The organism is Sphingomonas sp. (genome assembly GCF_029239295.1).
Lineage (GTDB): Bacteria > Pseudomonadota > Alphaproteobacteria > Sphingomonadales > Sphingomonadaceae > Sphingomonas.
The window spans coordinates 166,754-188,643 of sequence record NZ_JAQZBC010000002.1 but is presented as its reverse complement, the minus strand read 5'-3'; the positions used below and the strand labels follow the sequence as shown (position 1 = coordinate 188,643).

The window sequence follows — 21,890 nt, the reverse complement described above, 5'->3', positions numbered from 1 at the left end:
GTCGAACACCAGTCAAAGCGCGTTCATCATCAATGATGCAGGGCATCATTTAAGCCTTTGGCGGCTCAAATAGCTGTTGTTATTGGCGCCTTGCACTTTCCTGCGGCGTGGTTACGCTCCGTCATACAAGAACGATAATCATGGGAGACCGGCGGTTACCGCCCAGGCGCGGGGCCGATCGGCCACGTTAGGGGAAGGAACGCGATGACTACGGTCTATATCGCCATCCTCTGCGGCCTGTTGGCCGTGGTCTATGGCATCGTAACCAGCCAACAAGTCCTACGTGCTTCTCCGGGCAATGACCGGATGCAGGATATCGCCGCCGCCATCCAGGAAGGGGCCAAGGCCTATCTGGGCCGGCAGTACACCACCATTGCGATCGTTGGTGTGGTCGTCGCCATCATCATCTTCGCCACGCTCGGCACCTTATCCACCGTTGGATTTGTGATCGGCGCGGTTCTGTCCGGCGTCGCAGGCTATGTCGGCATGAACATCTCGGTTCGGGCCAATGTCCGCACCGCGGAGGCCGCACGCGGCAGCCTGCAGGGCGGCCTGACGATGGCGTTCCGCTCGGGCGCGGTCACGGGAATGCTGGTCGCTGGCCTGGGGTTGCTCGCGATCGCGGGCTTCTTCTGGTATTTGACCGGGCCTGCCGGCTACGCGCCCAATGCGCGCGTGATCATCGAGGCGCTGACTGCCCTGGCGTTCGGCGCATCGCTCATCTCCATTTTCGCGCGGCTCGGCGGCGGCATCTTCACCAAGGCCGCTGACGTGGGCGCCGATCTGGTCGGCAAGGTGGAGGCGGGTATCCCGGAGGATGATCCCCGCAACCCCGCCGTCATCGCCGACAACGTGGGCGACAATGTCGGCGATTGTGCCGGCATGGCCGCCGATCTGTTCGAAACCTATGTGGTCACGCTGGGCGTGACGATGATCTCGATCGCGCTGTTGATTCAGGCAGCGCCCGCCGAACTGATGAACCTGATGAGCCTGCCGCTGATCGTCGGCGGCGTGTGCATCATCACCTCGATCATCGGCACCTATATGGTGCGGCTGGGATCGAAGGGATCGATCATGGGCGCGCTGTACAAGGGGTTTTGGACCTCCGCGCTGCTCGCCATTCCGGCGATCTACATCGCGACGCAGATGACGCTGGGCGACCTGAACGCGCCGATCGGCGCGTCTGGCTTCCTTGAGGCGACCAGCGACACGATCCTCAGCGGGGCGGGTGATCTTACAGTCACTGAGGTAACGGGCGCTCCGGGGGCGGATGCGTTCACCGGTATGGATCTGTTCTGGTGCATGCTGATCGGGCTGGCGGTCACCGGCCTCATCGTGTGGATCACTGAATATTATACGGGGACCAATTACCGCCCGGTGAAGTCGATCGCCCATGCCAGCCAGACTGGCCATGGCACCAACGTGATCCAGGGGTTGGCGATCAGCCTGGAGGCGACGGCGCTGCCCACGCTGGTGATCGTCGTCGCGGTGGTCGCGACGTACAAACTGGCCGGCGTGATCGGCATCGCCTTCGCCGCAACGTCGATGCTGGCGCTAGCCGGGATGGTTGTCGCGCTCGATGCCTATGGCCCGGTGACCGACAACGCCGGCGGCATCGCCGAAATGGCGGGCCTCGAAGACGAGGTTCGGCACCGGACCGACGCGCTCGATGCGGTTGGCAATACGACCAAGGCAGTGACCAAGGGCTATGCCATCGCCTCGGCCGGCCTCGCTGCACTGGTGTTGTTCGGCGCCTATACCACTGATCTTCAAACCTACTTTCCTGACATTGCCGTCGATTTCAGTTTGTCCAACCCCTATGTCATCGTTGGCCTGCTGCTAGGCGCGTTGCTGCCTTATCTGTTCGGCGCGTTCGGCATGACCGCGGTGGGTCGCGCGGCTGGCGCGGTGGTCGAGGAGGTGCGCGAACAGTTCCGCAACAATCCCGGGATCATGGAAGGGACGAGCCGGCCCAACTATGGTCGGACGGTCGATCTCGTCACCCGCGCGGCGATCCGTGAGATGATCATACCGTCACTGCTCCCGGTCCTCTCGCCGATCCTGCTGTATTTCGTGGTCACGGCAGTCGATGGCCAGGCCTCCGGGTTCGCTGCGCTTGGCGCGATGCTGCTGGGCGTCATCGTGTCGGGCCTGTTCGTCGCGCTATCGATGACCAGCGGCGGCGGCGCGTGGGACAATGCCAAGAAATATATCGAAGACGGGAACTACGGTGGCAAGGGATCCGAGGCGCACAAGGCGGCCGTGACAGGCGATACCGTCGGGGACCCGTACAAGGATACCGCAGGCCCGGCGGTCAATCCGATGATCAAGATTACCAACATTGTCGCGCTGTTGTTGCTGGCTGCGCTGGCCGGCGGCGGAGGAGGCTGACACACCCGCAATATTGCGTCGGGCCGCTGCGCTGCCTATCCCGGGTTGAAACAGGAGCAACGCAGCAGCCATGACTACCTTCGACGATCGCGAGCGCGCCTTTGAAACCAAGTTCGCGCGCGATGAGGACCTCGCGTTCCGCATCATCGCCCGGCGCAACCGCCTGCTCGGCCAGTGGGCGGCCGGGTTGATGAAGCTGACCCCCGAGGAAGCGGACGCTTATGCCAAGACGGTGGTTCACGCCGATCTGGAAGAAGCGGGCGACGGCGACGTAATCCGCAAGCTGGTCGGCGATCTGACCGCTGCTGGCGTCGACATCGGCGAGGCCGACGTGCGCGAAGCGCTCGACAAGCAGACGGTCGAGGCGCGCCGCCAGTTGATGGAAGCAAAGTAAGATGCCGATGGCGGCGGACGAAATCGCGGCGCTGATCCAAGAAGGCATTCCCGATGCCGAGGTCGAGATCACGGATCTGGCCGGTGACGGGGACCATTATGCCGCGCGCGTGACCGCCGTGTCGTTCGCCGGTCTGTCGCGCGTGAAGCAGCACCAGGCGGTATATGCCGCATTGGGTGGGCGCATGGGCGGGGTGCTCCATGCCTTGCAGTTGACGACGGGCGTGCCGAAATAACCATCAGCCCGCTTCCACGCGAAGGACCAAGAATGACTGACGATAGCAACGCCCGCATCGACGCGGTGGTGAAGAACAACCCCGTGGTGCTGTTCATGAAGGGCACGCCGCTGTTCCCGCAGTGCGGCTTTTCCAGCCGGGCGGTGGCCATCCTCCAGCATTTGAATGCTGACTTTGAAAGCGTAGACGTGCTGCAGGATCAGGGGATCCGGCAGGGCATCAAAGCCTATTCGGACTGGCCGACCATTCCGCAGCTGTACGTCAATGGCGAGTTTGTCGGCGGCTCCGACATCATGATGGAAATGTATGAAAGCGGTGAGCTTGCCGAGCTGATCAAGGACGGTGCTAAGACCGCCTGAGTACGGCTCCTACGGGCGGGCACGGGGAATAGCTGAACCGATGTGCCCGCTCGGCTGACGCCCTGACTATTTAGCAGCGAATCTAAATCACGATCTCTCGGCGGGCGCAGCAGGTGATCAGTGCAGCGACTGTAATTGTTCGCGTGTGTCGACATCGATCAGTTCATCGGCTGTCGCCCGTACGTGGTGCCCGCGCATGATCACCTCGCGGGCGCCCGCGTCTCCCGTCAGCGCTTCGAGCTTCGGAAAGATCGCCCGGCCAAAGATTGCCGGCGGCCGCGGTGTCTGGCCGTCCGTCGATGCGACGATCGCGTGGCTTCCGCTTGCCACTGCTAGGAGGCGTTGGATGTGGTCCGCGGAGACGCGGGGCATGTCAGCGAGCACGATCATCAGCGCGAGCGGTTGGGCAGCTGCCGCCTGGCGTACCCCCAGTCGAAGCGAGGATGCCATGTCGCCGACCGGATCTTCATTCTCGACGGCGACGTACCCGTGTTCGGTATAATCGATACTGCTCCGCTTCACGATCGCCAGCCGTGCCCGAAACGGGATCGGCGCCAGCGTTTCCACCACGTGCAACCCGAGCGGCCGGCCGTCGAGCATGGCATCCAGCTTGCTGTTTTGGCCCAAGAAGCGGCTTGATCGACCGGCCGCCAGAAGCAGTAGGGCGGTGTCCTCAGCCGCGATCATGAAACGCCTTCACCATCGCCCCGGCGATGGAGAGGGCGATTTCGGCCGGGCCGATCGCGCCGATATCAAGGCCAACCGGGCCGTCGATCCGGGCGAGATCCTCGGCCGCGACGCCGGCCTGCCTTAGCCGCTCCAGCCGAGCCGCATGGCTTTTTCGGCTGCCAAGCGCGCCGACATAGCCGGTGTTGGCGGCCAGCGCCGCGAGAAGGGCAGGGTCATCGATCTTGGTGTCGTGGCTGAGCGTCACCACGGCAGTCGCCGGACCCGGCTTGTAGGCCTCGACAGCCTCGTCGGGCCAGCGGTCGTCCAGGGTCGTGCCAGGGAAGCGATCTTCGGTGAGGAAGCGGCCGCGCGGATCGACCACCACCGTTTCGATGCCGAGCGTGCGGGCGAGGCCGACCAGCGACTGGGCAATCTGCACCGCGCCTACCACGATCAGGCGGCGTGGCGGATCGTAGCGGTTTACGAAGATCTCTCCCGTCTCCAGCGGCCGGAGATCGCTGTGACCAGTGGAAAGGTCGGTTGTCACGGTCAGCGCCTGACCCTCGCTGCGCGCCTCGAGGATGCGATCGAACAGTTCGGGGTCGAACCCTTCTGCCGAGACCGGTTGCACCATCACGCTGATCTCGCCGCCGCAGGGGAGGCCGGCCTCCCAGGCGCTGGCATCGGCGACGCCATATTTTTTCACCGCGAAAGGCGCACCCGCGATCACCTGTGCCGCGGTATCCAGGATCTCGCCCTCGACACATCCGCCCGATACCGAGCCTTCAAAGCGGCCGTCCTCATGCACCAGCATATGGCTGCCGCGGGGGCGAGGCGCCGAACCCCAGGTGGAGACCACCGTGGCGAGCGCCATGCGCGCGCCCTTCCACGTCCGGGCCGCGGAAAGGACACTGTCGTTATCGGCCATGGATCACACCGGGGGGAGATGAGGGAGAAGTTTGTCGAGCGTCACGGGCATATCGTAAATGCGCGCGCCGGTCGCATTGTGGATCGCGTTGACGATAGCAGCGCCAGCGCCGGCAATGCCAAGCTCCCCCACGCCCTTGGCGCCAGCGGGATTCGCCGAATCATCGATCTCCTCGATGAAATAGGCCTCGATCTGCGGCACATCGGCATTCACCGCGACGTGATATTCACCAAAGTCGGGGTTCACGAAGCGGCCGTTGCGGGGATCGACAACGCCGTCCTCGGTCAATGCATAGGCCAGGCCCCAGACCATGCCGCCGATCACCTGGTTCTTCGCGGTCTTTTCATTCAGCACGCGGCCGATGTCGAACACGCCAAGCATCCGGCGTACGCGAACCTCGCCGGTGACGGCGTTGACCGCGACTTCGGCGAAGTGCGCGCCGTGGCTCGCCTGGCTGGTCGCCTGAGATTCCTTGCCCGGTGAGGTTTTGCCGCGGGCGTTGATCGGCGAGCCACGTACGAGATCGGCGATCGGGCTGGTGCGCGCCCCGGCCGTCACCACGCCATCTTTCAATCGGAGGTCATCGGGCGCGGCGTTCATGCGGCGGCCGAGTTCGGTGAGGATGTCCTCACACGCCAGTGCGGCGGCGGCGCAGGCGCTGCCCGCCCCGAACGAACCACCCGATCCGGCGCTCGGCGGCAGATCGCTGTCGCCGATTACCACGTCGATTGACTCGATCGGCAGGCCGAGCATGTCGCCGACCGTCTGTGCGAGGATGGTGTAGGTGCCAGTGCCAATATCGGTCATGTCGGTTCGCACGGTGGCGCGCCCGTCGTCCCCCAACGTGACCTCCGCCTCGGCATTGACGGTGAAATTGCCGCGCAGTGCGGCGGCCATGCCCATGCCGATCAGCCATTCGCCCTCGCGCCGCCCTCCCGGCGTGGAGTCGCGCTGGTCCCAGCCGAAGCGGCGTGCGCCTTCCTCGTAACAATCGAGCAGGCGGCGCGTAGAAAAGCGCTTGCCAGTGGTGGGATCCTTAGCCGGTTCGTTGCGGCGGCGAAGCTCGATCGGGTCGAGCCCAAGCTCTTCGGCCAGTTCATCCATCGCGCATTCGACCGCGAAGGTGCCGATCGCCTCGCCCGGGGCGCGCACCGCGCCGGTCGCGGGCAGATCGATCCGCGCGAGATCGGTGCGGAAGCGGCGTGCCTCGCCGGCGTAGAGCGGCAGCGTGCCGAACGGCACCGGTTCCAGGAAGCCGCTGTCGTCATTCTGATAGGCGACGCTTTCGTGACCGATGGCGCTGATCCGGCCCTCGCGATCGGCACCAAGGCGAAGTCGCTGGGTCGTGGGAGAGCGGTGATGGACCATATAGGCGGTTTGACGGCGGGTGAGCGCGACCTTCACGGGGCGGCCGATTTTCTCCGCAGCGATGGCGGCGAAGATCACCTCGGGGCCGACTCCGGTCTTCCCGCCGAACCCCCCACCCACATAAGGGGCCAGGACGCGGACGCGATCCGCCTCGATGCAAAGTGCGGTGGCGATGGTGGACTTGGCCGCGCCGATCACCTGATTGCTGGAGCGGACAATGAGCTTGTCGCCCTCCCACCAAGCGAGCGTCGCGTGCGGCTCCAGCGCGGCTGGGAAGTGGATCGGCGTCGAGTAGCTACGGTCGATTACTACCTCGGCAGCAGCGAGTGCTGCGTCCAGGTCGCCGCGGTTTACCGGGGGCAGGAAGCCCAGCTTGTGGTCGCGCTGGATCTCCACGTTTGTCGCATCGAACCGACCGCCCCTTTCCTCGTAGCGGACATGGACAAGCCGAGCGGCGGCGCGAGCCGCCTCCTGCGTCTCCGCGACGACGATCGCGATGCCCTGGCCGTAGTGAAACACTTCGTCCTTGCCGATCGCGGACATGGCGCGTGAGTTGCCTTCGCCGGTCGGCATCCGTGGATCGCCGTGGATCACGGCAAGGACACCAGAGGCGGCTTCCGCCTCTGACGCGTCAATGCCCGTCACGCGGCCGCGCCCGATGCTGGCCTGGACGACGGCCAGGTAGGCGGTGTTCTCCGGTGCCTGTTCAAAGGCGTAAGGCGCAGCGCCACGGACCTTCTCACGGGCCTCATAGCGGTCGATCGGCTTTCCGAGCAGGCCCTGCTGGGCTCGATCGAGCGCCGCTGGGCGGTACGGTGCGTCCATAGCGAGATCGTTCATGCCGGCTCCCCGGTGAGATCGCGCAGCGCAGTGACCAGGATGCGCCGGGCGAGTGGGATCTTGAAGTCATTGTGGCCAAAGCCGCGTGCACCCTTGAGCAGCGCGTCGGCCGCGGCATTAAATGCGGCCTGCTCCGGCGGCTGCCCGATCAAAGCGGCCTCTACCGCAGGGTCGCGCCACGGCTGGTGGGCGAGACCGCCAAAGGCGAGCGCGGCATGAGTGATCGTGGCCTTCTCCACGGCTATGACCCCGGCGACCGAGACGAGCGCGAAGGCGTAAGATGCGCGGTCACGCACCTTTCGGTAGAGCTGTCGTGCGCCAGCGGGCGGTGCGGGCAGCGCGACATGGGTGATGAGCTCCCCTGGCTCCAGCACTGTCTCGATGTGCGGCGTGTCGCCGGGCAGCCGGTAGAACTCGCCAAGCGGGATCCGCCGACGATCACCATCGGGCTTCAGCGTAACCAGAGTCGCATCGAGCGCGCGCATCGCCACCGGCATATCGCCGGGGTGGGTGGCGATACACTTGTCGCTGGTGCCCAGGATCGCGTGGATGCGGTTGAAGCCGTCAAGCGCGTCACATCCGCTACCAGGCTCGCGTTTGTTGCACGCGGCGTGGGTGTCATAGAAGAAATAGCAGCGTGTGCGCTGGAGGAGATTGCCGCCGGTCGTCGCCTTGTTGCGCAGCTGACCGGAGGCGCCGGCGAGCAGCGCTCGGCTGAGCGCCGGATAGAGCGCGATGACGCGAGGATCAGCAGCAAGATCGCTGTTCGGGACGAGCGCACCGATCAGCAGGCCGCCATCCTGTTCCTCGACCGTGTTCAGATCCAGCCGGCTGATGTCGACTAGCTTTTCCGGCGTCTCCACCTGCAGCTTCATCAAATCGATCAGGTTGGTGCCGCCCGCGATGAAGCGACCGCCAGCGCGTACCGCTTCTTCGGGGCTGTTGGCGCGGGCATAATCGAAGGTTTTCATGCCTTCTCCCCCTGCTGATGCACTTCGCGGATCGCGTCCACGATGTTGGGATAGGCGGAGCAGCGGCAGATATTGCCGCTCATCCGCTCGCTGATTTCCGCATCATCCAGGCTGGGCGCGGCCAGATTGTCGCTGACATGGCTGGGCCAGCCCCTTGCGACTTCATCCAGCATGCCCGCCGCCGAGCAGATCTGGCCCGGCGTGCAATAGCCGCACTGGTACCCGTCATGACGAACAAACGCGCTTTGTAGCGGATGAAGCGAATCGGCGCTGCCGAGGCCCTCGATCGTCACAATGTCATCATCCTGGTGCATCACGGCGAGCGTGAGACACGCATTGATCCGCCGCCCGTTGACCAGCACCGTGCAGGCGCCGCACTGGCCATGATCGCAGCCTTTCTTCGTGCCCGTCAGGGCAAACTCCTCGCGGAGGACGTCGAGGAGCGAGGCGCGGATATCGGGATCGGCCTCGCGCTTGCTGCCGTTGATGGTGAAGCGCATGGCCGTACTATGCGCCACTCGCCCAGACGATCCAAGTATATCCCAATAATTCTTGTTATGGTGCTGGCGGGTTGTGGATCTACGCAGCAGATGGAGTCGATGAACATCGTTCCTTCGTTGTCCTCGCCAATCGTAATTGCTCATCGCGGTGCTTCCGGAGAGCGCCCGGAGCATACGATTGCTGCCTATGAACTGGCGATCGAGCAGGGCGCTGACGTGATCGAACCCGATCTAGTGCCGACTCGCGATGGCGTGCTGGTGGCACGGCACGAGAATGAGATCAGCGAGACGACCGATGTAGCGGACCATCCCGAGTTTGCCGAGCGACGCACCACCAAGACGATCGATGGGCGTGAGCAGACGGGCTGGTTCACCGAGGATTTCACGCTGGCGGAACTGAAGACACTGCGCGCGAAGGAACGGCTGCCGCTGATGCGGCCGGGCAATACGGCTTATGACGGTACAGAAGCGATCCCAACCTTCGACGAGGTGATCGCGCTCGCCAAACAGCATCGGGTGGGGATCTACCCAGAAACGAAGCACCCGACCTATTTCGCATCGATCGGCAAGGGGACCGATGCGCCATTGGTCGAAGCACTGCGCCGCGCAGGGTGGAACAGCGCCGAAGCACCGGTCTTCATCCAGTCGTTCGAGGTCGCGAACCTCAAGCGGCTGAAGGGGATGACTACGGTGCGGCTGATCCAGCTGGTCGATGGACAGGGCGGGCCGGCGGACGGAGCGGCGCCCAGCTATGCGGCGATGATGACCCCGGCGGGCTTGAAGGCAATTGCCGAATACGCCTGGGGCATCGGACCGAACAAGGCCATGTTGTGGGACGGCGTTGTGCCGACGGCGCTGGTGGACAACGCCCATGCCGCGGCGCTGCGTATTCACCCCTGGACGTACCGCGCCGAGAATTATTTTCTGCCAAGTAGTTTTCGCGCAGGCATCAACCCGCGCGGGCATGGAGATCTTGAAGGCGAGATTTCGGCGGCTCTTCGCCTTGGTATCGACGGATTTTTCACCGACTTCCCCGCAACAGGCGTAAAGGTGCGCGATCAGGCGCGGGGAGTGAAGTAATGCGTAAGACTGTTCTGATCGCGATGGCCGTGATGATCCCGCTGGCCGTCGGCGGCTGCGTCCGCACTGCCGCCAGCGTCGTGACGGCGCCTTTCAAGGCTGCTGGTCAGGTGGTCGATTGGACCACCACGAGCCAGGAGGAGGCCGACCGCAATTACGGCCGCAAGATGCGCAAGGCGGAAGCCCGCGAAGGACGCGAGCGTCGGGCCTGGGAGAAGCGCTGCCGCAAGGATCCGGAAACGTGCGGCCCCTATGACGGGTACGTCGCCGGGCGCGATCGCTAAAGCGAGCGCCAACTCCGCTAAAGTCTGATCAGTCGAACGCCGCGGCGAGACTCAGGCGGCGCGGCGTTGGCTTTGCGCGATGATCGCGCGGGCTGCCCGCTGCGCCACGGCGATGTCGCGCGCGGGCATGTCGTCCGCGATCTCGGCACGCGCCGCTTGTGCCGCCACGTTGCCGGCGACTGCGGCGAGATTGAACCATTTGTGCGCTTCGATCAGGTCGTATTCCGCGCCGTTGGTCCCGGTGGAATAGGCAACGCCAAGGTCGTAGCAGGCATCATCATCGCCGCGCAGCGCATCGCTGAGCCGGCTGTTGATCAGAAAACGCGCACTTTCGAGACTGTTACCCATTTCAATCGCCCCACGTTCATGTCCCCATGCGGTGACACTGCCGTGATTCGTGTATCAAAATGGTTAACGCGGCTCAGTCCAGCGTCACCGCGATGTTATCGATCAGCCGGGTGTGCCCCATCCGCGCTGCGGCGAGGAGCCGTCGGGGGCGATCAGCGCCCGGGTTAGCCGCCAGCGTCTCTGCATCGACCAGCGTTACATAATCGACGCTGAACCCCGCCGCGACGAGGCTGGTCTGCGCCTCCGACGTGGCCTCCTCGGCCGACATACCACGTGCGATGGCCCGCGCCGCAACACCCAGTGCGCGTGGCAAAGCCACCGCCTTGGCGCGCTCTTCTTCGTCAAGGTAGATGTTGCGCGACGAAAGGGCGAGCCCGTCATCGTCACGCTGAGTGGGCACGCCGACCACCTCGATCGCGAAATCGAGATCGGCCACCATCCGGCGAATCACCTGTAGCTGCTGATAATCCTTTTCGCCGAAGAAGGCTGCGTCGGGCGTGACCTGGTTGAACAGCTTGGTGACCACCGTCGCAACACCGTCGAAATGCCCCGGGCGGGTCGCCCCATCTAGCGTTTCGCTCACACCGGCGACACTGACCGCCGAGGCGAAGCCATCAGGGTACATGGTTTCAACTGCGGGCAGCCACAGCACGTCGCAGCCGGCCTCCACCAGCATGCGCGAATCGGCCGCTTCGCGCCGCGGATAGCGCGCCAGATCCTCGTTCGGGCCGAATTGCGTGGGATTGACGAAGATCGAGGCCACCACCTTCGTGCCGGTCCGCTTGGCCGCATCGATCAGGGCGACGTGCCCCGCGTGGAGAGCGCCCATGGTGGGTACGAGCGCGATACGCGCACCCTCTGCGCGGAAGGCGGCAATCGCGGCGCGCAGTTCGGTCAGGTCACGGACAGTCTGCACGCCGATGAAACTCCACTCGAAACGGAACGGGCGGGCATCTATGGGGATCGGTGCACGCGATCAACAAAGGATGCGACGATTTGCCGACCGGTTCCGACAATACTCACGTGATCGTGTTCGCCAATGAGAAAGGCGGGACTGGAAAGTCGACCACCGCCGTTCACGTTGCGATCGCACTTTCCGTGCGCGGCGCGCGCGTTACCTGCCTTGATCTCGATCATCGTCAGCGAACGATGGGGCGGTATCTCGACAATCGCGCCGAAACCGTTCGTCGCACCGGATCGGAATTGACGATCCCGCGCTATCGCACGGCGCATGAGGATTTCGAGGAGGCGTATCAGGACATGCTGCGCGACAGCGACTTCTTGGTGATCGATACGCCCGGCCGCGACGATCCCTATGCGCGCGCAGCAGCGACGCGGGCGGACACGCTGGTGACGCCGATGAACGACAGTTTCGTCGACTTTGACCTGATCGGGCAGGTGCATCCCGAAACGTTCAAGGTGACGCGGCCCAGCTTCTATTCTGAACTGATCTGGGACGCGCGCAAAGCGCGCGCCAAGGCGGATGGATCGACGATCGACTGGGTGGTGCTGCGCAACCGCCTTCAGCACATCGAGGCACGAAACATGCGGCGCGTCTCGGAAGCGCTGGACCAGTTGGCGAAGCGTGTAGGCTTCCGAATCATTCCCGGGCTTGGCGAGCGCGTGATCTATCGCGAGCTGTTCCCGTCGGGCCTCACGATGCTGGATACGAAGGATTTCGGCGGGATGGGGCTGGGCCATGTCGCAGCGCGCCAGGAATTGCGCGAGATGATGTCGGGCCTGTCGCTGCCTGAGCCTGCTGCGCCGCTCGTCGCATGATGCTGAAGCTGCTGTTTGCGCTGCTGGTGGCCTATGCCGGCTGGCGATTGTGGAAGAACGGCTTCGGCGGCAAGCCGGCTCAACGCAGGGTTGTTGCGGTCGACCCCACCGACGCGGCGGAGGCCCGCCGGTTGCTGGGGGTCGATCGGTTGGCGGACGAGGCGACGATTCGCGCAGCGCACCGTCGACTGATGGCAGCGGCGCACCCTGACCGGGGTGGTTCCCCCGAACAGGCGCGCGCGCTGAACGCTGCGCGCGACCTGTTGCTGCGCGGTGCCGGCTGAGCGACCGGCAAGCCGCGTCAGGCGGTGGTGGAATCCTTGTCCGCCCGCTCCTGATAGAAGCGCTGGACGATCGCCCAGCCCTCTGCGGCGCTTTCGACATACGTGAAGATGCCGAGATCGCGCTCTGAGATCACACCCTCTTCGACCAGCGCTTCGAAGTTGACGACTCGTTCCCAGAACTCGCGGCCGAACAGCAGCACCGGGATCGGCGCAACCTTGCCGGTCTGGATCAGGGTCAGCAACTCGAACAATTCATCAAAGGTGCCAAAGCCGCCCGGGAAGGCGGCGAGCGCGCGCGCCCTGAGCAGGAAGTGCATCTTGCGCAGCGCGAAATAATGGAACTGCATCGACAGTGATGGAGTCACATACGGGTTCGGCGCCTGCTCATGAGGCAGGACGATGTTGAGCCCGATCGATTCGGCATGAACATCCGCCGCGCCGCGATTCGCGGCCTCCATGATCGACGGGCCGCCCCCTGAGCAGACGACGAAGTGTCGCTTGCCCTGTTCGTCACGCGGGAAATTGCTGGCGAGACGTGCGAGCTCGCGCGCCATCTCGTAATATTTGGACTTGGCGACCAGCCGTTCGGCGATGTGGCGATGCTCGGGATCGGCCATCTCCAGCATTGCCTGCGCCTTTTCCGGCTCGGGGATTCGGGCCGAGCCGTACATTACGAAGGTGGAGCCGATATGGGCCTCCTCCAGCAGCAGTTCCGGCTTCAGCAGCTCAAGCTGGAAGCGCACCGGACGCAGATCCTCACGCAGGAGGAAATCCATGTCCTGGAAGGCGAGGCGGTAGGCCGGGTTTTCGGTCTGCGGAGTGGAGATGCCGGTCTTTGCCGACTCGGCATCCTGGCGCGCACGGGGAAAGGTGCGGCTCGGCACGCGTGTTTCTGTCATTTCGTCGGTCTTTAACGGCAGAAATTGGCCTTGTCGTCCTCCAGATGAAAGTGGTTGCGGTGGGCGCTGTTATAGTTTGGGCCAAGTACCGTGCCGAAACGGCGGCAAGCAGAGGCGGTAATCGTGCGCATGAACTGGCGCACCGCGGGGTCGGGCGAGTTCCAGTCATTGAGAACGGTGATTCGCCGCCCGTCCTTCAGAACGAAGCCACCGATATCGATGGCATTGGCCACCGAATGGCCGGAGCGGCGCGCAGTGCCCGCAACGTTGCGGCAATTATACGTGCCCATGCTTTCAATCTTGGCCAGTTCGCTGCCCAGGATCTGATAGGCCGCCGGCGCGACGGCGTTGCGCGCCCAGCGGGCGTAGGTGCGCGCCGCGCCGCATCGCACGGCGCCAAGGTTGGTGGTCGGGACGCCGATGTCGAGCAGCTTGACCGTGCCGATTACGCCGCAGCCGGGCCCGAACTGGCGATCGGGCAGTGGCTCGTACGCAACTCCGATCTCCCGCAGGTCGCGGTGGCATTGCGCGGTTTCGCGCGACGACGGCCCTTCGATTCGCGGTGCGGGCGTGCGTCGATCGGATCGCGCCGGCGGTTCCGATCGACCGCACGCCGCGAGGCTCGCCGCCAGCGCGAGCATGATGAAGGTACGCAACACTTCCCCCGATCGCGATGAACTGTTTGACGCGCCGCTCTTTTCTTGCCGGTTTTCTCCTCGAGGAAAAGGCGTGGCTGAGTCCGGCAGGTCGAATGGTGGGTGGCAGGGGACGAAGCGAGTCGATCGCAGTTTATCGCGGTTGCCACGTTGACCCCTGCTCACTAGAGCCGTCGGCGGGCCACGCGGTCCCAACGCCGCGCGTGCTCTCTGTAAGGAGAGACAGACATGACTGATACGACGCTCGCCGACGCCACCATTGCGCCTGCGAAACCCGCCGCTACTCCGGCGCGACCTTATTTTTCCTCGGGCCCCTGCGCAAAGCCGCCGGGCTGGGATGCCGCCAAGCTGGCCGATGCCACGCTCGGTCGTTCGCACCGCTCCAAGATCGGCAAGCAGCGCCTCCAATATTGCATCGATCTGATGCGCGAGCTGCTGAAGCTCCCTGACACGCACCGCATCGGCATCGTTCCGGGATCGGATACCGGCGCCTTCGAAATGGCGATGTGGACGATGCTGGGCGCCCGCCCGGTCACCGCGCTCGCCTGGGAAAGCTTCGGCGAAGGCTGGGTGACGGACGCCGTGAAGCAGCTGAAGATCGACCCCACCGTCATCCGCGCCGATTACGGCCAGCTGCCGGATCTCGGCCAGGTCGATTGGTCGAACGACGTGCTGTTCACCTGGAACGGCACCACCAGCGGCGTGCGTGTGCCGAATGGCGACTGGATCGCTGACGATCGCGAGGGCCTGTCCTTCGCCGACGCGACCAGCGGCGTGTTCGCGTACGATCTGCCGTGGGACAAGATCGATGTCGCCACCTTCTCCTGGCAGAAGGTGCTGGGCGGTGAGGGCGCGCATGGCGTGCTGATCCTCGGCCCGCGCGCGGTCGAGCGGCTCGAAACCTATACGCCCGCCTGGCCGCTGCCGAAGGTGTTCCGCCTCGTTTCCAAGGGCAAGCTCGCCGAGGGCGTGTTCAAGGGCGAGACGATCAACACTCCGTCGATGCTCGCGGTCGAAGACGCGATCTTCAGCCTCGAATGGGCAAAGTCGCTGGGCGAGAACGGCCTCATCGCGCGCTCCGATGCCAACGCCAAGGCGCTCGACGAGATCGTCGCCGCCCGCGACTGGCTCGGTCATCTCGCGGCCGATCCGGCCTCGCGCTCGACGACCAGCGTCTGCCTGACGGTTGATGCCGACGAAGCGGTGATCAAGAAGATGGTCTCGCTGCTGGAGGCAGAGGGCGCCGCCTATGACATCGGCGGCTATCGCGATGCCCCTCCGGGCCTGCGCATCTGGTGCGGCGCCACGGTCGATACGGCGGACATTGTCGCGCTCGGCCCGTGGCTCGATTGGGCCTACGCGACCGCCAAGGCGGCCTGAGACCACCCACTCCCTTGCGTCACCCCGGAGTTGATCCGGGGTCACGCTTCTTCTCACCGTAGCGCCGCAGATGGCGGAGTCCCGGATCACGGCCGGGCAACGGTGTAGGCAAAGGACTATCCCATGCCCAAGGTTCTTATCAGCGACAAAATGGATCCCAAGGCCGCGCAGATCTTTCGTGAGCGCGGCGTGGAAGTGGACGAAATCACCGGCAAGACGCCGGAAGAGCTGAAGGCGATCATCGGCCAATATGATGGCCTCGCGATCCGCAGCTCCACCAAGGTCACCAAGGACATTCTCGAAGCGGCGACCAACCTGAAGGTCGTCGGCCGCGCCGGCATCGGCGTCGACAATGTCGACATCCCCGCGGCTAGCGCGAAGGGCGTGGTTGTGATGAACACGCCGTTCGGCAATTCGATCACCACTGCCGAGCACGCCATTGCCCTCATGTTCGCATTGGCGCGTGATCTGCCGGAGGCGGATCGGTCGACCCAGGCAGGCAAGTGGGAAAAGAACCGCTTCATGGGCGTCGAGGTCACCGGCAAGACGCTCGGCCTGATCGGCGCGGGCAACATCGGCTCGATCGTCGCGGACCGCGCGCTCGGGCTGAAGATGAAGGTCGTCGCCTACGATCCGTTCCTCACCGAAGAGCGCGCGATCGAGCTTGGCGTGCAGAAGGCGACGCTGGACGAACTGCTCGCCCGTGCGGACTTCATCACGCTGCACACGCCGCTGACCGATCAGACCCGCAACATCCTGTCGGCGGAGAATCTCGCCAAGACCAAGAAGGGCGTGCGGATCATCAACTGCGCGCGCGGCGGTCTGATCGACGAGGCGGCACTGAAGGAAGGCCTCGACAGCGGCCATATCGGCGGCGCGGCGCTCGACGTGTTCGTCACCGAGCCCGCCAAGGAAAGCCCGCTGTTCGGCACGCCGAACTTCATCTCGACCCCGCACCTCGGCGCCTCCACCACTGAGGCGCAGGTGAACGTCGCGATCCAGGTTGCCGAGCAGATGGCGGACTATCTCGTGTCGGGCGGCGTCACCAACGCGCTCAACATGCCCAGCCTGACGGCCGAGGAAGCGCCGAAGCTGAAGCCCTACATGGGCCTCGCCGAAAAGCTCGGCAGCCTCGTCGGCCAGCTGGCACATGGTGCGATCGATCGCATTTCGATCCATCTGGAAGGCGCAGCGGCGGAACTGAACCCGAAGCCGATGACCAGCGCGGTGCTGAAGGGCTTCCTCGGCACGCAGACCGACACGGTGAACATGGTCAACGCGCCGGTCCTCGCCCGCGAGCGTGGCATGGAAGTGCGTGAGATCCGCACCGAGCGCGAGGGCGATTACCACACGTTGATCCGCGTCTCGGTTCGCACCGCCGATGGCGAGCGGTCGGTGGCGGGCACGCTGTTCGGCGATTCCGCTCCGCGCCTGGTCGAACTGTTCGGGATCAAGGTCGAGGCGGATCTGACCGGCGCGATGCTATATGTCGTCAACGAGGACGCGCCGGGGTTTATCGGCCGCCTGGGCACGACGCTGGGTGAGGCCGGCGTCAACATCGGTACCTTCCACCTTGGCCGCCGTCAGGCGGGTGGTGAGGCGGTGCTGCTGCTGTCGGTGGATCAGCCGGTGACGGCAGATCTGCTCGCGACGGTGAAGGCGCTGCCGGGCGTGAAAACCGCCATGGGGCTTCGCTTCTAAGCTCTCTTACCTTACCCGGCGCGGCCTGCCTCTGGAGAGAAATGGCCGCGCAGGCGATGAATTCGGCGATGATCTGGCCGCGGCACCTGATGTCGCGGCCAGATCGGTTTCGGGCAGGATCGGTGTCGAGCACGCCTTCCCGCATCGGCGCGTTGCGGCGGCGCGCATCATCAAGGTTGACGGCGGCACCCGTGCGGGCAACGAGGCGGGCGATGTTGTCCGATCGCTGTGGTCGGGCTGCAAAGCTTTCGCGTCATCGCGCGGCGCTGCGTTGCGCAGGATGATGAATTCGAACGAGGTGCCTTTCAGATGATCGCCGTGGTGCTGTCGACTGCTCCTTTCCCATGCGCCCACCTGATCGGGGCGAGCGCGTAGGATGACGACGCTGCTCCCTGAAGGGTTTCGCGATCGCCTGCCGCCGCATGCTGATGCGTCGGCGGCGGTCGAATCGCGCGTGCTCGCGGTTGCCCATTCCTATGGCTATGAGCGGGTCGATCCGCCGCTGGCCGAGTTCGCCGACGGGCTGGCCTCTCGCTTGAAGGATGGCGGGCTGGCCGACGCGGTGCGGTTCGTCGATCCGGTCAGCCAGCGGACGATGGCGATCCGCCCCGACATCACGGCGCAGGTTGCGCGAATCGCGGCGACGCGCATGGCGCACCATCCGCGCCCGGTGCGCCTCAGTTACGCCGGGTCGGTGCTGAAGCTGCGCGGCCGGGCGCTGCAGCCCGATCGTGAGGCACGGCAGATCGGGTGCGAGCTGATCGGGCTCGATTCGGTGGCCGCCGCGCGCGAGGTCGTGACGGTAGCGGTCGAGGCACTGGCGGCGGCAGGCGCAAGCGGCGTGTCGGTCGATTTCACCTTGCCTGATCTGGTCGAGACGCTGTCGTCAGGACCGCTTCCGGTGAGCGATGTGGAGCAGCTGCGCGATCGGCTGGATGCGAAGGATGCGGGCGCTGTCGCGGCGCTGGCGCCCGAATATCTGCCGCTGATCGAGGCGGCGGGCCCGTTCGACGCGGCGATCGCCCGCTTGCGGGCGTTCGACAGCGCCGGCGTATTGTCGTCGCGACTCGACGGGCTGGAGGCGATTGCCGCCTCGCTTGGCAATCGCGCCACGCTGACGCTCGATCCGACCGAGCGGCATGGCTTCGAATATCAGACCTGGCTCGGTTTCTCGCTGTTCGCCGAAGGGGCGACGCGCGAGGTTGGACGGGGCGGTACCTACACGCTGATGCATGAGGATGGCGCCGAAGAGGCCGCCACCGGCTTCTCGCTGTTCGCTGCGTCGATCGCTGGCGATAGCGCGGGCAAGCGGCGGCGGTTGTTCCTGCCGCTGGGCACGTCCGATGCCGACGGCGCGGCGATGCGTTCGGCCGGATGGGCGACCGTCGCCGCGCTTGCCGCCGGCGATACGCCCGAGGCGCAATTGTGCACGCACCTGTTCGTTGACGGTGAGGCGCGACCGCTGGCTGGTTGACAGTGGCAATGCGCCACGGGTACCGGCGCGGCGCGATTTCTGGACCCTCCTGCGTACCGAGTCCTGTCGAAGGGCGCGCAGGATCATTCCGGCAGGGGGAGTTTTGTACCCATGGCGAATGTTGCGGTGATCGGAGCCCAGTGGGGCGACGAGGGCAAGGGCAAGATCGTCGACTGGCTGGCGGAGCGCGCCGACATGGTCGTCCGTTTCCAGGGCGGCCACAATGCCGGTCACACGCTGGTGGTGGGCGAGCAGGTGTACAAACTGTCGCTGCTGCCGTCGGGCATCGTCCGGGGCACGCCGTCGGTGATCGGCAATGGCGTGGTGCTGGATCCCTGGGCGCTGAAGGCCGAGGTGGAGAAGCTGTCGGGCCAGGGCGTGAAGGTGACGCCGGACACGCTGCGCATCGCCGAGACGTGCGCGCTGATCCTGCCATTCCACCGCGACCTCGACGGCCTGCGCGAGGATGCGAGCGGCGCCGGCAAGATCGGCACCACCCGCCGCGGCATCGGCCCGGCCTATGAGGACAAGGTCGGCCGCCGCGCGATCCGCGTGTGCGATCTGGCGCATCTCGACGGTCTCGATCCGCAACTCGACCGCCTGACCGCGCATCACGACGCGCTGCGTGCCGGCTTTGGCGAACCGCCGATCGATCGCGAGCGGTTGCTGACGGATCTGCGCGAGATCGCCGATTTCGTCCTTTCCTTCGCCAAGCCCGTATGGCGTGACCTGAACGAGGCGCGCGCCGCCGGCCGGCGCATCCTGTTCGAAGGCGCGCAGGGCGTGCTGCTGGATATCGACCACGGTACTTATCCGTTCGTCACCTCGTCCAACACGATCGCGGGGACTGCGGCAGGCGGTTCCGGCCTGGGGCCGGGCGCGGTCGGCTTCGTGCTGGGCATCGCCAAGGCGTACACCACCCGCGTCGGTTCGGGCCCGTTCCCGAGCGAACTGGATGATGAGACGGGCGAGCGGCTGGGCACGCGCGGGCATGAATTCGGCACGGTCACTGGCCGCAAGCGGCGGTGTGGCTGGTTCGACGCCGTGCTGGTGCGCCAGTCGGCGGCGGTCAGCGGGATCACCGGCATCGCACTGACGAAGCTGGACGTGCTCGACGGATTCGAGACGATCTCGATCTGCACCGGGTACAAGCTGCGCGGCGAGACGCTGGATTATTTCCCGTCGCATGCGGCCGATCAGGCGGCGGTCGAGCCGATCTACGAAGTGATGGAAGGCTGGTCGCAGTCAACCGCCGGCGCACGCAGCTGGGCCGATCTGCCGGCGCAGGCGATCAAGTACATCCGCCGCGTCGAGGAGCTGATCAACTGCCCGGTGACGCTGGTGTCGACCAGCCCGGAGCGCGAGGACACCATCCTGGTACGCGACCCCTTCGCCGATTGAGGTGGAATGATCCTCCCTGCACGGCGCGGGGAGGATAGTTTGCCTGCCCGCCGCTTTCCGTTACGGCTCTCCGCAAAACAAGCGGGAGAGTGACATGGCCAAGGTGGTCCGGATCGGTGGCGCAGGCGGCTTCCTCGGCGACAGTTCAGTGGCGGCGCCGCAACTGCTCGCGGGCGGCAAGCTCGACTATATGATCCTCGACTATCTGGCCGAAGCCACGATGGCACCGCTCGGCCAGCTCAAGCAGGTTCGCCCCGACCAGGGCTATGCGCGCGATTTCACCGAATGGGTGTGGAAGGACAATCTGCGCGAGTTCAAGGAGCAGGGCGTCCGCGTGGTGACCAACGCTGGCGGCGTCAATCTAGAGGCCTGCCGCGCGCGGATGGAGCAGATCGCGGCGGAGGCGGGCCTGTCGTTCAGGATCGCCATCGTGACCGGAGATGACCTGATCGCCCGTGTCCCTGACTTCGTCGCTGACGGCGTGGTCGAGATGTTCAACGATGCGCCATTCCCCAATCCCAAGAAGGTGTGGACGGCGAACGCCTACCTCGGTGGCGGGCCGATCGCGGCCGCGCTGGCGGCGGGGGCGGAGATCGTCATCACCGGCCGGGTGGTCGACAGCGCCCTGACGCTCGGCCCGCTGATGCATGAATTCGGCTGGGGACCAGACGATCACGATCGGCTGTCGGCGGGATCGCTCGCCGGCCATGTGATCGAATGCGGCGCGCAGGCAACCGGCGGGCTGTTCACCGATTGGGAAAAGGTGCCTGACTGGGCGCACATCGGCTATCCCGTGATCGAATGCCACGCCGATGGCGATTTCATCGTGACCAAGCCGGAGGGTACCGGCGGCCTCGTGTCCGCCGCCGCCGTCGCCGAGCAGATCCTGTACGAGGTAGGCGATCCGCAGGCCTATGCGCTGCCGGACGTGGTGTGCGATTTCTCGCAACTCAGCGTGACGGAGGAAGGCGATGCGCGGGTGCGTGTCTCCAACGCGAAGGGCTATCCGCCGACCGGCAAGCTGAAGACGTGCGTTACCTATGAGAATGGCCACCGCTTCATCGGCATCATGCCCGTCGTCGGCCGGGATGCCGCGAAGAAGGCGCAGGCGCAGGCGCAGGCCGTGCTGACGCGGGTGGGGGAGATGCTGCGTGGGCGCAATCTGCCGCCGTTGCGCGACACGCGCGTCGAGTTGCTGGGGACCGAGGCGAGCTATGGTGCGCAGGCGAACCCGGTACTTTCCGCCACACGCGAAGTGATCGCGCGGATCGGCGCGGAGCATGAGGATGCCGAGGCGCTGGGCATCATGATGCGCGAGTTCGATTCGCCCACCACGTCGATGAGCGTAGGATCGACCGGATGGTTTGGCGCGCGCCCCACCATCTCACCGGTATCGCAGGTATTCTCGTTCCTGGTCGACGGCGCATCGGTGAGCGCGCACGTGTCTCTGGGCGGCGAGACGATCGCGGTGGCCAGTCCTGCGCCGACCACGCCGTTCGAGCCGGCAATGATCGTGCGACCGCAGGTGGAGGAAGGCAGGGCAGGCGCCACCGATGACGACGACGAGCTGGTCGAGGTTCAGTTGATCGACATCGCCTGGGCGCGATCGGGCGACAAGGGCAATGCGTTCAACGTCGGGGTGATCGCGCGTCACCCGGAATATCTGCCGTGGATCCGGGCCGGGCTGACCGAAGAGGCCGTGCAGGCGTTTTTCGCACACGAGTTCGAAGGCGCAACGCATCCCGAAGTTCGTCGGTACGAGCTGCCGGGGATGAACGCGATCAACCTGCACTGTATTCAGTCGCTGGGTGGGGGGCAGTTCGCGAGCCTGCGCCTGGATGCGCTGGCCAAGGGCAAGGGGCAGCAGCTGCTGGACATGAAGGTGAAGATACCGCGGCGTCTGGTGGGCTGAGAACGGCGGGCGGCCGGGCCCCACCAGCTCGGCGCCC

General features: G+C 65.3%; 22 protein-coding genes. 13 read left to right on the top strand and 9 right to left on the bottom strand.

Going from position 1 to position 21,890, the window contains the following annotated elements; genetic code table 11:
- Nucleotides 1–204 precede the first annotated feature (204 nt).
- The 4 genes from K0S66_RS02490 to grxD all read left to right on the top strand — a co-directional run bounded on the left by K0S66_RS02490 (nt 205) and on the right by grxD (nt 3,379).
- Nucleotides 205–2,391, top strand: coding sequence for a sodium-translocating pyrophosphatase (locus tag K0S66_RS02490; protein ID WP_301073519.1), 2,187 nt, complete (start codon nt 205–207; stop codon nt 2,389–2,391).
- 70 nt (nt 2,392–2,461) lie between these two features.
- The gene (locus K0S66_RS02485; protein WP_301073518.1) at nt 2,462–2,785 is read left to right on the top strand and encodes a DUF1476 domain-containing protein; all 324 of its coding nucleotides are present in this window, start codon (nt 2,462–2,464) and stop codon (nt 2,783–2,785) included.
- A gap of 1 nt (nt 2,786) precedes the next feature.
- Complete coding sequence (locus K0S66_RS02480; RefSeq protein WP_301073517.1) at nt 2,787–3,020, top strand: BolA family transcriptional regulator; 234 nt, start codon at nt 2,787–2,789, stop codon at nt 3,018–3,020.
- Nucleotides 3,021–3,052: 32 nt separating this feature from the next.
- A complete protein-coding gene (grxD, locus tag K0S66_RS02475; protein WP_301073516.1) occupies nt 3,053–3,379 on the top strand; it encodes a Grx4 family monothiol glutaredoxin in 327 nt (108 codons plus the stop codon).
- Between the two features lie 117 nt (nt 3,380–3,496).
- Here grxD and K0S66_RS02470 read toward each other — a convergent pair whose 3' ends face one another.
- The 5 genes from K0S66_RS02470 to K0S66_RS02450 are packed head-to-tail and all read right to left on the bottom strand — an operon-like array spanning nt 3,497 to nt 8,655.
- The gene (locus tag K0S66_RS02470) at nt 3,497–4,066 is read right to left on the bottom strand and encodes a nucleotidyltransferase family protein (protein ID WP_301073515.1); all 570 of its coding nucleotides are present in this window, start codon (nt 4,064–4,066) and stop codon (nt 3,497–3,499) included.
- Nucleotides 4,053–4,976 (bottom strand): XdhC family protein, encoded by a 924-nt coding sequence (locus K0S66_RS02465; protein WP_301073514.1) that lies wholly within the window; start codon nt 4,974–4,976, stop codon nt 4,053–4,055. Before K0S66_RS02465 ends, K0S66_RS02470 begins: the two co-directional genes overlap by 14 nt.
- Before the next feature lie 3 nt (nt 4,977–4,979).
- Complete coding sequence (locus K0S66_RS02460; RefSeq protein WP_301073513.1) at nt 4,980–7,184, bottom strand: xanthine dehydrogenase family protein molybdopterin-binding subunit; 2,205 nt, start codon at nt 7,182–7,184, stop codon at nt 4,980–4,982.
- A complete protein-coding gene (locus K0S66_RS02455; RefSeq protein WP_301073512.1) occupies nt 7,181–8,155 on the bottom strand; it encodes a xanthine dehydrogenase family protein subunit M in 975 nt (324 codons plus the stop codon). The genes K0S66_RS02460 and K0S66_RS02455 overlap by 4 nt, the downstream gene beginning before the upstream one ends.
- Nucleotides 8,152–8,655: a 2Fe-2S iron-sulfur cluster-binding protein gene (locus K0S66_RS02450; RefSeq protein WP_301073511.1), complete on the bottom strand. Its 504-nt coding sequence runs from the start codon at nt 8,653–8,655 to the stop codon at nt 8,152–8,154. The genes K0S66_RS02455 and K0S66_RS02450 overlap by 4 nt, the downstream gene beginning before the upstream one ends.
- A 90-nt stretch (nt 8,656–8,745) precedes the next feature.
- Here K0S66_RS02450 and K0S66_RS02445 point away from each other — a divergent pair, with 90 nt between their 5' ends.
- Nucleotides 8,746–9,735, top strand: a complete 990-nt coding sequence (locus K0S66_RS02445) for a glycerophosphodiester phosphodiesterase (protein WP_301073510.1) — start codon at nt 8,746–8,748, stop codon at nt 9,733–9,735.
- Complete coding sequence (locus tag K0S66_RS02440) at nt 9,735–10,019, top strand: hypothetical protein (RefSeq protein ID WP_301073509.1); 285 nt, start codon at nt 9,735–9,737, stop codon at nt 10,017–10,019. The genes K0S66_RS02445 and K0S66_RS02440 overlap by 1 nt, the downstream gene beginning before the upstream one ends.
- A gap of 51 nt (nt 10,020–10,070) precedes the next feature.
- Here K0S66_RS02440 and K0S66_RS02435 read toward each other — a convergent pair whose 3' ends face one another.
- Nucleotides 10,071–10,367: a hypothetical protein gene (locus K0S66_RS02435; RefSeq protein ID WP_301073508.1), complete on the bottom strand. Its 297-nt coding sequence runs from the start codon at nt 10,365–10,367 to the stop codon at nt 10,071–10,073.
- A gap of 73 nt (nt 10,368–10,440) precedes the next feature.
- Complete coding sequence (gene panC, locus K0S66_RS02430; RefSeq protein ID WP_301073507.1) at nt 10,441–11,283, bottom strand: pantoate--beta-alanine ligase; 843 nt, start codon at nt 11,281–11,283, stop codon at nt 10,441–10,443.
- Nucleotides 11,284–11,363: 80 nt separating this feature from the next.
- Between panC and K0S66_RS02425 the strand changes: the two genes are divergently transcribed.
- Nucleotides 11,364–12,146 carry a division plane positioning ATPase MipZ gene (locus K0S66_RS02425; RefSeq protein ID WP_301073506.1) on the top strand — a complete coding sequence of 261 codons (783 nt, stop codon included), beginning with the start codon at nt 11,364–11,366 and terminating at the stop codon, nt 12,144–12,146.
- The gene (locus tag K0S66_RS02420) at nt 12,146–12,430 is read left to right on the top strand and encodes a J domain-containing protein (protein ID WP_301073795.1); all 285 of its coding nucleotides are present in this window, start codon (nt 12,146–12,148) and stop codon (nt 12,428–12,430) included. Before K0S66_RS02425 ends, K0S66_RS02420 begins: the two co-directional genes overlap by 1 nt.
- 17 nt (nt 12,431–12,447) lie before the next feature.
- Here K0S66_RS02420 and K0S66_RS02415 read toward each other — a convergent pair whose 3' ends face one another.
- The gene (locus tag K0S66_RS02415; RefSeq protein ID WP_301073505.1) at nt 12,448–13,329 is read right to left on the bottom strand and encodes an LOG family protein; all 882 of its coding nucleotides are present in this window, start codon (nt 13,327–13,329) and stop codon (nt 12,448–12,450) included.
- Between the two features lie 11 nt (nt 13,330–13,340).
- Nucleotides 13,341–13,988 carry an extensin family protein gene (locus tag K0S66_RS02410; RefSeq protein WP_301073504.1) on the bottom strand — a complete coding sequence of 216 codons (648 nt, stop codon included), beginning with the start codon at nt 13,986–13,988 and terminating at the stop codon, nt 13,341–13,343.
- A gap of 225 nt (nt 13,989–14,213) precedes the next feature.
- Here K0S66_RS02410 and K0S66_RS02405 point away from each other — a divergent pair, with 225 nt between their 5' ends.
- From K0S66_RS02405 to K0S66_RS02385, 5 genes are all read left to right on the top strand, one after another.
- Nucleotides 14,214–15,365, top strand: coding sequence for a phosphoserine transaminase (locus K0S66_RS02405; protein ID WP_301073503.1), 1,152 nt, complete (start codon nt 14,214–14,216; stop codon nt 15,363–15,365).
- Between the two features lie 123 nt (nt 15,366–15,488).
- Nucleotides 15,489–17,066: a phosphoglycerate dehydrogenase gene (gene serA, locus K0S66_RS02400; RefSeq protein WP_301073501.1), complete on the top strand. Its 1,578-nt coding sequence runs from the start codon at nt 15,489–15,491 to the stop codon at nt 17,064–17,066.
- Between the two features lie 376 nt (nt 17,067–17,442).
- Entirely contained in the window at nt 17,443–18,540 is a 1,098-nt protein-coding gene (locus tag K0S66_RS02395; protein WP_301073500.1) for an ATP phosphoribosyltransferase regulatory subunit, read from the top strand.
- 111 nt (nt 18,541–18,651) lie between these two features.
- Complete coding sequence (locus tag K0S66_RS02390; RefSeq protein ID WP_301073498.1) at nt 18,652–19,941, top strand: adenylosuccinate synthase; 1,290 nt, start codon at nt 18,652–18,654, stop codon at nt 19,939–19,941.
- Between the two features lie 94 nt (nt 19,942–20,035).
- Entirely contained in the window at nt 20,036–21,853 is a 1,818-nt protein-coding gene (locus tag K0S66_RS02385; protein WP_301073497.1) for an acyclic terpene utilization AtuA family protein, read from the top strand.
- The last annotated feature ends 37 nt before the right edge of the window (nt 21,854–21,890 follow it).